Genomic DNA, 10,443 nt, shown 5'->3' with positions numbered 1-10,443 from the left:
GAATCACGGGGGCTGGCGCGGGGGGCGGTGCCCAGCGATGGATGGCTGCGTTTGCCGGCGCAATGAGCCGCAGGCCCTGATAAAGTCCCACGCCATATCGCAGTGGTTCACCGCTGCGCTGCCAGGCATCCAGCTGCGTGCGGTCATGGATAAGCACATCGCGCGCAAGTGTTTTCGCTGCAACAGCCCCCTCCGGCAGGCTGTGCCACAGCGCAAGGTGATCGGCCACGCTGCGCACAAGGCGCTGGTTATGAATAAAGGAAGCAAGCATGGCCAGCGCCAGAAACAGGCCCAGCATCATTCCGACCCTGCGCGCCGTTCGCAGCGAGCGGCTGATACCCTGCCGCTGCGGCATACCGGACAGCAGCACATCCGGCAGCGGCAGTGAAGGTGGAGACGCATAGTTTTCAGGCGACAGTGTGGTCAGCCCGACGGTATGCTGCTGCCACAGGTTGCCCGACAGCGACGGCACTGGTGTCAGGCAAACGCCGATCTGGCAGGGGCTCGCGGTGCGCGAAGCCGCGAACTGCCCCGCATACCATTGCATCAGGCTTTGCAGTCTGAGTGCGTGATGAAAATGCAGGGGATCCCGGGTGATCCACTCCGCCAGCGAAAGGCGGGCGTCATTTTCAGGATGAAACTGTAATTGTTCTGGCGTATAGCTGAACCAGTGCGTGCGCTCATCCACTGACGAGCCCCATATCACGGCCCACAATGGCGGCAACCCTTTCAGCACAACCCGGCACTGTGAATAGGCCCGCAGCCATCCACTCTGCTGCTGTGTCAATATGTCAGCGGAGGTGTGCTGCCCGGGGATGATCGCCAGCATCACTGAAAGCTGAGGTAGCAGCGCCGAATACTGCTGTGCCAGCCGTTCCGCCAGCGCGGGCAGTTCACCAGGCTGGCGCACGTTCAGATACCACCCCAGCCGGGTCTCGCGGTGTGTCAGATCACCAAACAACGGTGCCGTATCCCCGATAAGCAGAATCACTGGCCCGCAATAGGTTTCCGGCGGCAGACTGGCATCAATATCCGGTTGGTGATCAGTAGCATTACGCTGCAAATGCCACAGAAGAAAACCGGCCACCAGCAGCACCAGCACACAGAGCGCCACCGTGTTCAGCGGGTTCAGTCCCGAAAAGCCCACCACCAGCAGGATCGCGAGCACGGCTGCCAGCAGCGTCAGGCCCTGACGTGAATCGGGTCGGACCATTACTGTGCACCTGCCATGCGCGACACCATCTCTGCCAGCGTTGACTCCAGCAGGAACCAGAGCCCGCCAAGCAGCACCACTGCTGCCACCCAGCTCAGCCAGTAAAAGCGGCGTCCGCTGCGCAGACCTGCGGGGCGTACCACCAGCGGCGCATCTTCCGGCAGCGCAAAAGGCGGCACGCGGGCAGCCAGCGCACTCACCACGTCTTCACGACGTTCGTCATCCTGCGCACGGTAATGCCCGACGAACCCCAGCTGCAGGGTGCGGTAAAAGCAGGTCAGCACCGTAATGTCCGCTGCGGGTTCGTTCAGCACGGTGCGGATACGATCCCAGAGCGCTTCACCGCCGTTCAGTGAACCAAAGAAGCGCACCTGCAACGGATCACGGGTCCAGCGCAGCCAGCCATCGTCCTGACTCCCTCTGTTTAGCACTGCCTCATCCAGCAGCACGCAGAAGGCATAAAGCATGTGGTCACGGCTGGCCTCGCTGAACCCGGCCTCAGTCAGCGCCTCGCGGGCTGATTTCACCCAGCCCGCCGCGCGTCGGTATAGCGCGTCGCCGTTTTCAATTTGCTGTCCGCAGCGCAGCTGGCTGACCATCAGCCAGCCCTGAAAAAACAGACGCTCTGTCAGTGTGTTGGGATTATTCATGAGCGCAGCACCGCGTAGAGTTCCAGTTTCAGCTCACCGAGCGATTCCGGCGTGTAGAAGGTACAGCCGCCGGAGGCCAGCATTGCCCGAGCCGCATCCGTTGAGAGATCCAGCGCGAAATACTGATTTTCCAGGCGTAACGGGATGGCCGCAGGAACATGTGGCAGTGGGCGGATGACCATACCGCTCAGCGCAATATTCACCACCTCAGAAACATCGTCCTGGCTGCCGGCTTTACACAACAGCGGGAAGCGTGCCTGAAGCTCGTGATTCGGCAGGGAAGAGCGAACGGATAGATAAAAGTCCGCACCTTCGCGCAGTCGTGCATCGTGGAGTTTTCCCCTCCATAGCACGCCCTGTTTTTCCAGGTCGATGGTGATAACCCGGGAAGGCAGGCTCGCCTCTAGCAGCGTATCCAGCAGTGTGAACAGCGGCGGGAAAACCTGCTCTGGCGCGTTGTGCCGGTAGGCCGGGATATCGTCCGGCGCGTTCTCGAGGGAAAACGTCAGCAGACTCCCCGCAAGGCGCACCAGCTCACGATAAAGCAGTTCAGGATGGCGCGACGGTGACTGGTACAGCTCAGTCAGCACCGGCTCAGCGCTGTTCAGCGCATTGAGCAGCCAGAACAGGGAAACGTCGGACACGGCAAAATCCGCCATGCGCTCGTTACTTTCGCGGCGCAGTTGCATCAGACGTTGACGGCGTGCCTGCAGGCGATGAAGCAGGTCACCCAGCGCCGCGACCAGCCCCGGGCTCGCAGCCAGTGACAACATGGGGGGAATAAACGTGGTGTCGCGCATCCACTGCCCCTGAGCGTTGCGCACCAGACGGGCAACCGGACAAGTCAGGTACGCCACGTTTTCCTGATGCGCCAGCCGCAGGCGCAGCGCATAACGCTGTACCGCAATCTCGGTACGCTCGTGACCGGCCAGCTCCTGCACGCGCTCCCGGGTGGCGACCCAGCGGCGCGGACGTTCGCTGTCCGCCCCGTTCTCCAGATTACCGCCGTTGGCATTGATCAGCGGCAGCGCCAGTACCACCTCTACGCTGTCCCGATCCATCACATCAGTCAGCTCACACACCGGTGGCAGTGTGTCAGCCAGATGGGTATCGACCAGTGAGCCATCCGCAAAGCGGACGGCAATGTGCGTTGCATTCAGTTTTGACAGCGCCAGCGCGCCCTCATCGAACTCCGCACACAGCACGCCCCAGGGGTGTGCCAGCATCATGCCAGCGACAGTACCTGCCACATGCGCATCCCACATAGCCTGCTGCTGGAACTGTTGCGGCGTCAGAAACGCGCCGTCTTCCCATAACGGACGGTAAATTTTCATTCCGGATAGCCGCCTTACGCTTTCGCTTTTGGCATCTGAGATACCAGCGACAGATTGACGTCCATGCCTTCCACCTGGAAATGCGGCACTGCGAAGAGTTTCACGCGGAAGAAGCCCGGGTTATCTTCGATATCTTCCACAATCACTTTGGCATCGCGCAGCGGATGTGAAGCCTGCAACTCATCACCCGGATCGGTCATTTCAGTCACCAATCCACGCACCCAGGTATTCAGCTCCAGTTCCAGCAAGCGGCGATCTTTGGTGGTGCCGATGTTTTCGCGCTGAATCAGCTTCAGATAATGCGCGATGCGTGATAGCAGGAAGATGTAAGGCAGGCGCGCATTGATGCGACTGTTGGCGGTGGCATCTGCGGTGTCATACAGCGCCGGTTTTTGCGCGGAGTTTGCGGAGAAGAAGCAGGCGTAATCACGGTTCTTGTAGTACGAAAGCGGGATAAAACCGAGGTTCGCAAATTCAAACTCGCGGGTTTCAGGGATCATCACTTCAGAAGGGATTTTTACCTGATTGCCGGTGCCGAGGTCATAGAGGTGAATCGGCAGATCCTGCACCGCACCACCCGCCTGTGGGCCACGAATCTGCACGCACCAGCCGTTGTTGATAAAGCTTTTCACCATGTTGGCGGCGAAAGCGAAAGACGAATTGGTCCAGAGATACTTATCGTGGTCCGGCCCTTTCACCTCTTCAACATAGTTAAAACTGCGCACCGGCACTGTATCTGGTCCGTACGGCAAACGGCCCAGCACACGCGGCATGGTCAGGCCGATATAGCGAGAATCATCGGTGTCGCGGAAGGATTTCCACTTGATGTATTCCGCACGATCGAAGTAGTTGCCGATGTCCTTGATGGCAGCCACTTCTTCCATGGTTTCTTTGAGGAAGAATGCCGGCCCTGCAGAACCGATAAACGGCATATGGGCCGATGCAGCAACTTTCGAGATATTACGCAGCAGCGCGATATCCTGCGCAGAGGCATCGAATTCATAGGCAGAGATCACCGCGCCAATCGGTTCGCCGCCCGGCGTGTCGTACTCGGCAACGTAAGTCTGCAGGTACAGGCCGCTCTGGATAATTTCCGGTGCGTCTTCGAAGTCCTGACGCAGATCCTCTTTCGACACATCAAGCACTTCCAACTTCACGTTCTGACGGAAATCAGTTTTATCCACCAGCGATTTCAATCCACGCCACACCGATTCCACCTTCTGGAATTCGTCATGGTGCATCACCGCATCTAACTGGCGGCTGATCTGATAATCCAGCTCGGCAATGTGGTGATCCAGCAGGTTTTTATCCAGTTTTTCGACTTTCTCACCGCTGATTTTTAAGCGATGAAGAAACACCTGCATCGCCGCCGTGACGCGCTCGTCAGCGGTGGCATCTGACATCGCCTGATTGTCTTGCCAGACATTCAGGTCACTCAGTGAGCTAACCGGATGGAGATTAATTTTGTCGAACAGCGAGGCGTACACACCTTCCGCTGCAGAGTTTTCAAGCACGGTGGTGCCACCGGAAGACAGGGTTTCATTCTGAACTGACATCAGCATCGTCTCTCATTTAGTCCGTTAAAAGGGGTTCAGCCGTTATCGCTGGCAAGCGCAGAAAGTTCCGCACGCAGTTCGTCACTCAGTGCCGGGTCTTTCAGGATGATCTCCAGCTCTTTGCGGAAAGTGACGTTATCAAGCAGATTGGATTTGAGATCGCGCAGCAGATTACGCATCGCGAGCATCGCTTTGAGTTGCGGGATCTGACGAGCGACCTGTTCAGGTTCGAAGTCTTTGATGTTGCTGAAGGTCAGATTGATGGCCTGTTCACTGCCATCCGCTGACAAGGTATCCGGTACGGTGAGCCGTACTGATGGCGAGAAGTCAGCGAGCACGCTGTCGAAGTTGTTTTTATTGACGTTGACCTTTTCGCGTTCGCTCAGCACGCGATCTTCCTGACCATTACTGAAATCACCGGTCACCAGCAGTTTGAGCGGCAGCTCCATTTTGCGTGCAGCGCCGCCTGTATGAACGTCGAGTTTGATGTTAACGCGCGCTTTGGGTATTTCATTTTGATAAGAATTACTCATATTTACTCCTGTAAGTGAAGCGCGGAAAGCACGCTTTAAGCACACTTTCCTTGTGTGATTCTGCGCGAATATATCTTAGGCTCAATGCGGATAGCAACAGGGTAAGATGATCTTTGTGATCTGATTTATATAGGAAATTTCTTGCTTTTTATTGTAAGTCGTTGAAGTTGAGCGTGGTTAAGGCCCAGGAAGGGTCTGAAAATTTATGGTGTATACACTGTTTTATTAACTGAAATCGTTAAGATAAATCGCAAGAAATATCCTAAAAATTAATGTATTTCAGAGTGTGATTGTTAACCAAAAAAATTACTTATTGGCGGGTTTGGATATGAAAAAACCCGCCGAAGCGGGTTTGAAAGGAGGTTAACTATTACGCTGCAAGTGACTACTGACAAAAGCCCGGCAGCGATCAGAGAGCGGATCGCTAAACACTTGCTGTGGCGGCCCCGACTCTTCGATTTTGCCCTGATGCAGAAACACCGCTTTGTTGGAGACATCACGCGCGAAGCCCATTTCGTGGGTGACGATGATCATCGTGCGTCCCTCTTCAGCCAGGCTGCGGATCACCCGTAACACTTCGCCCACCAGTTCAGGGTCGAGAGCGGAGGTGGGCTCATCGAAAAGAAGCGCTTTGGGCTGCTGTGCCAACGCACGCGCTATCGCCACACGCTGCTGCTGCCCACCTGACAGCTGCGATGGCCACGCGTTGCGCTTTTCATACAGCCCGACTTTATGCAACAGAGCTTCGGCTTCTTCAATCACCTCTTTTTGACTGCGTTTCTGCACATGTACCGGCGCTTCAATAATGTTCTGCAGCACCGTTTTGTGCGGCCACAGATTGAAACTCTGGAAGACAAAACCCAATTGCATGCGCATCAGTTTGATACGACGCTGCTGCTCACGGCTGAGTTTCTCGTGGGGATTGTCAATGGTGACCACCTCATCCCCGACCGCGATTTCCCCGCCTTGCGGCACTTCAAGAAACGGAATACAGCGTAATAGCGTACTTTTTCCGGAACCACTGGCGCCAATCAGTGATATCACGTCGCCATCCTGCGCCGTCAGGCTGATGTCATGAAGCACCTCATGCCCGCTATAACTTTTTCTGAGATGACTCAGGGCGATAGTGGGTTTACTCATTGACGTGCTCCAACATGATAAGGTGACAAACGGCGCTCCAGCAGCGCCACCGCTTTACTGACCAGCACAGTCAGCAGCAGATAAATGATCGCCGCACTGATAAACACCTCCAGCGCGCGGAATGTCTCTGACACAATCGAGTCCGCGATACCGGTCATTTCCATCAGGCTGATAGTGCTGACCAGTGAAGTGGATTTGATCATCGAGATAATTTCATTGCTGTAAGCAGGCAACGCCTGACGCACGGCGAGCGGCAAGGTGATGCGGCGCAACGTCGTGAAGCGCGACATACCGCTGACTTTGGCTGCCTCAAGCGACTGCACGCTAACGGCATTAAGACCACCACGAAGAATCTCCGAGGTGTAAGCCGCATCGTTGAGCACCAGCGCAATCAACCCGCACCAGTAGGGATCGCGCAACAGCGGCCACAGCACGCTCTCGCGCACTGCCGGTAAACTCCCCAATCCGTAATAGATCATAAAAATCTGGATTAACAAGGGTGTGCCGCGGAACAGCCAAACGTAAAAGCGGGCAAAGACGCTACCATAGCGATTCTGGCGCAACAGGTTGAGCAATAACGCTAAAATCCCCCCACCCAGCAGTGATAAAACGGCCAGATTAAGGGTCAGTGGTAAACCGCGTAGCAACGCGGCAAGCGTATGCTGTAAGAACGTGAAATCCATCGTGGCTCCTTACAACCGCGCGCGTTGTTGCCCGCGCATGGCCACTTTTTCCACATAGCGGAAAACAAAATCGGAACAGGTGGTGATGATCAGGTAGATCACCGCGCCGACGCTGTAAAAGAAAAATGGCATTTGCGTGGAGTTGGATGCGGTGGAAATCTGGTTCATGGTTTCCACCAAGCCCGTCACGGAAACCAAAGCCGATTCTTTAATCACCGACTGCCACTGATTGCCCATTCCCGGAAGAGCCGTGCGCAACGCCTGCGGCACAATCATGCGGCGAAACAACATCAGTCGTCCCATACCTGTCACCGTAGCCGCTTCCAGCGTGCCTTTCGGGATGGCGTAAAATGCGCCACGAAACACACCACTCTGGTAAGCACCAGAGATCAATCCGATGGCGATAGCCCCGGCGACAAAACCGTTAACATCAAACGGCCCCTGCATGCCTAATGTTTTCCCGACGAAGGAGACCACCTGACGTCCGCCGAAGTAAAACAAATAGATCACCAGCAGCTCAGGGACGCCGCGAAACAGCGTGATATAGCCATTAGCGAGGCGCTGTTGCCAGCGCGCACCACCAATTTGCATCCAACAGAGTAGGCTGCCGAGCACTGCGCCCAGCAGCCATGCACACAAAGAAACGGTGACGGTCACCGTGGCGGCGTCAAGCAAGACGCCGCCCCAGCCTTCGTCACCAAAACCTAACAATTGCCAGTCAATAGTCATAAGCGCTTAGCATTACTCCGCAGGCGCGACGTTCTCGCCGAACCATTTTTCTGATAGCTGTTTCAGCGTGCCATCTTTGATCATTGAAACTAAAGCCGTATCCAGCGCCGCTTTGAGCTCCGGGTTGTTCTTCTGAATGGCAATCGCTGAACCCTGCCCTAACACGCCGCCGGAGAAGCCGTAACCGGTGCTGTTCACGGTATCGGTGTGTTTTTTCACATAGGCATTCAGGTTGGTGCGTGACGCCATTACCGCATCAACGCGACCGTTAAGCAGGTCAGCAAAAGTTTCCGGGCCAGCCTGATAGGTGCGGATGGTGGCAACGTCAGCCAGATATTTGTTGAGGAAATCAGCCTGAATAGTCGCGACCTGCACCGCGATGGTTTTACCTTTGAATTTCGCTTTCAGCGCATCGATGGCTTTCGTCATGCCCGCCTCATCACCCGCCTGAACGACTTCACCGTTACCCGGCAAAGTATCTAAAGCGCTACCTTTCAGGGTCACAAAACCAGACACGCTCACAGTGTACTGATGGGTGAAATCCACCACTTCTTCACGTTTAGGCGTGACGGTTACAGCATCAATAACCGCGTCATATTTGCCATCGACCAGGCCCGGGATCATGCCAGACCATTTCTGTGCCACGATTTCATATTTGAAGCCTGCACGTTTCGCCAGTTCCGCCACCATATCGGGCTCATAGCCAACAATCTTGCCGCTCGGCGTAGACTGGTTGAACGGAGGATAAGCCGCTTCGGTTGCGAATTTCAGTGTGCCAAAATCTTTTGCCTGCACCAGTGCAGAAGTTGCCAGCAACAACAGGCCAGCGGAAGCGGTAAACAGCCCTTTACGCATCATCATAAAACCTCTGAGTTCATTATTTTAGGAGAGTAAATCGATGGCTAAACGGGCTAATGCCTGAGTGCCTGCATGAATGCTGCGTTCGTCGGGTTGATAATCCGAATTATGCAGATGATCGTCGCGTCCCGGCGCACCGGATCCAATATGAATCTGGCAACCTGGCGCCCGCTCGGTAAACAGGGAGAAGTCCTCCGCGCCAAAACTGGCACTTGGTTTCGCCACAATCGGCTTACCAAACTGGTGCGACAAAATGGGTTCGAGCACATCGATCAGCGCATCATCATTCATTAACGGGGGCACGCCGCGCTGATAGTTGACATCAATGCGTGTATTCAGCGAAAGCGCCACACCGGCACAGATACGCTTAAAAGCGTGCTCAATGTGCGCGCGTGACTCAGGTGATTTCGCCCGCACAGTGCCCTGAATCAGGCAGCTATCGGAAATGATGTTGTGCGTCGAGCCACCATGAATATGGCCAATGGTTAACACCGCAGAATGCGCCGGATCGAGTTCACGTGAAATGATGGTTTGCAGTTGGCTGATGAGGTTCGCCGCCGCAATAATCGGGTCGGTTCCCATATGTGGGCGCGCAGCATGAGTGGATTTGCCGTGGACGACGACATCAAATTCGTCGCTGGAAGCCGTACTGGCACCGCGCGTCAGCGCAATTTCACCTGCCGCCAGCTCGGGCTTATTATGCAGAGTGATCGCCAGATCCACGCCCTCAGCCACGCCATCAGCAATCATCGCCTCGGCGCCACTCTCAGGCGTCTCTTCGGCTGGCTGGAAAATCAGCCGCGCCGTGCCTTTTAACTGGCTGCGGTATTGCGCAACAATCGCCGCCACACCCAGCAGCGTCGCCGTGTGGATATCGTGGCCGCAGGCATGCATTTTACCGGGGTAGGTGCTGCTAAACGGTAAACCGGTCTGTTCCTGAATCGGCAGCGCGTCCATATCGGCGCGGATGAGGATGGTTTTGCCGGGCTGTTCGCCCACAATATCCACCACCACGCCGGTTTTTCCGACGCCTGTTTGTGGCGAAAGCCCCAGGCGCAGCAGTTCATGCTCGACGATATGCGCAGTACGAATCGTGTCGAACCCCAGTTCGGGATGCGCGTGAATATCACGGCGGATGGCAATCAGGTGCGCTTCCATGCTTTCGCTTTTGGCGCTGATGTCCCTGGCTAAAACATCTTTAAGGTCGGTCATAATTGCATTGATCTTTTCAGGCTGATGCCTGGCCTTTATGGCATTTTTATGATGATTGACCTTGTATTTATTCACAGCCATAGCAGGATTGCAACGCGCATTGCTAATGGTTACTTGCTGAAATATCGTGATATTTTGCTAATCCACTGCGTTTGCAGGATAAAAGCCCGGATTTGCATCTTCAGTCAGTTATAACATTCATAATCCACATGAGATCATCAGAATTACTGATTTTGTGATTGAACAAAACGGAGCAATTTTTCGGCCACATACAGCTATTTTATTTGCTCAAGCAACCACGCACGCACGGCCTGTACGCTCGTGTGTTCACGTGGACGATGGGGAGAGACCAGATACCAGCCCGCGTCAACGTTCATTTGCTGACGAAACGCGTCCACCAGCCGACCGCGAGCGACATCGTCTTCGACAACGTCCGGCCTGGCAAGGGCCATCCCCTGCCCGCCGACCGCCCCCGCTAAGACCAGTGCAGTCAAGTTAAAACGCAGATGATGCTGATCGTGTCGCCTGTTGTGCG

11 protein-coding genes are annotated in these 10,443 nt (G+C 55.4%); all 11 read right to left on the bottom strand.

The window, feature by feature from the left end; all coding sequences use genetic code 11:
• Positions 1–1,213, bottom strand: a 1,213-nt coding sequence (locus RT340_RS18725) for an OmpA family protein (protein ID WP_313377467.1), incomplete at its 3' end; no start/stop codon positions are given.
• Entirely contained in the window at positions 1,213–1,863 is a 651-nt protein-coding gene (tssL, locus tag RT340_RS18720; protein ID WP_313377466.1) for a type VI secretion system protein TssL, short form, read from the bottom strand. The genes tssL and RT340_RS18725, both read right to left, overlap by 1 nt.
• Positions 1,860–3,197 (bottom strand): type VI secretion system baseplate subunit TssK, encoded by a 1,338-nt coding sequence (tssK, locus tag RT340_RS18715; RefSeq protein ID WP_313377465.1) that lies wholly within the window; start codon positions 3,195–3,197, stop codon positions 1,860–1,862. Before tssK ends, tssL begins: the two co-directional genes overlap by 4 nt.
• Positions 3,198–3,211: 14 nt before the next feature.
• Positions 3,212–4,759: a type VI secretion system contractile sheath large subunit gene (tssC, locus tag RT340_RS18710; RefSeq protein ID WP_211728720.1), complete on the bottom strand. Its 1,548-nt coding sequence runs from the start codon at positions 4,757–4,759 to the stop codon at positions 3,212–3,214.
• Positions 4,760–4,788: 29 nt separating this feature from the next.
• The gene (gene tssB / locus RT340_RS18705; protein WP_045831911.1) at positions 4,789–5,286 is read right to left on the bottom strand and encodes a type VI secretion system contractile sheath small subunit; all 498 of its coding nucleotides are present in this window, start codon (positions 5,284–5,286) and stop codon (positions 4,789–4,791) included.
• A gap of 363 nt (positions 5,287–5,649) precedes the next feature.
• Entirely contained in the window at positions 5,650–6,426 is a 777-nt protein-coding gene (locus tag RT340_RS18700; protein WP_034822286.1) for an ABC transporter ATP-binding protein, read from the bottom strand.
• Entirely contained in the window at positions 6,423–7,109 is a 687-nt protein-coding gene (locus RT340_RS18695; protein ID WP_045816765.1) for an ABC transporter permease, read from the bottom strand. The genes RT340_RS18700 and RT340_RS18695 overlap by 4 nt, the downstream gene beginning before the upstream one ends.
• 9 nt (positions 7,110–7,118) lie before the next feature.
• Entirely contained in the window at positions 7,119–7,838 is a 720-nt protein-coding gene (locus tag RT340_RS18690) for an ABC transporter permease (protein ID WP_097117609.1), read from the bottom strand.
• 12 nt (positions 7,839–7,850) lie between these two features.
• On the bottom strand, positions 7,851–8,699 hold the full coding sequence (locus RT340_RS18685) for a transporter substrate-binding domain-containing protein (RefSeq protein ID WP_409566165.1): 849 nt from the start codon (positions 8,697–8,699) through the stop codon (positions 7,851–7,853).
• A 21-nt stretch (positions 8,700–8,720) separates the two neighbouring features.
• A complete protein-coding gene (locus tag RT340_RS18680) occupies positions 8,721–9,908 on the bottom strand; it encodes a M20 family metallopeptidase (protein WP_080748138.1) in 1,188 nt (395 codons plus the stop codon).
• 275 nt (positions 9,909–10,183) lie between these two features.
• Positions 10,184–10,443, bottom strand: a 260-nt coding sequence (locus RT340_RS18675) for a LysR substrate-binding domain-containing protein (protein ID WP_409566164.1), incomplete at its 5' end; no start/stop codon positions are given.

This window comes from Pantoea sp. CTOTU50773, from assembly GCF_032082325.1.
GTDB classification, from domain to species: Bacteria; Pseudomonadota; Gammaproteobacteria; order Enterobacterales; family Enterobacteriaceae; genus Pantoea; species Pantoea communis.
Note: the sequence above shows the minus strand (reverse complement) of the source record. Positions and strands in the feature narration are given on the sequence as shown.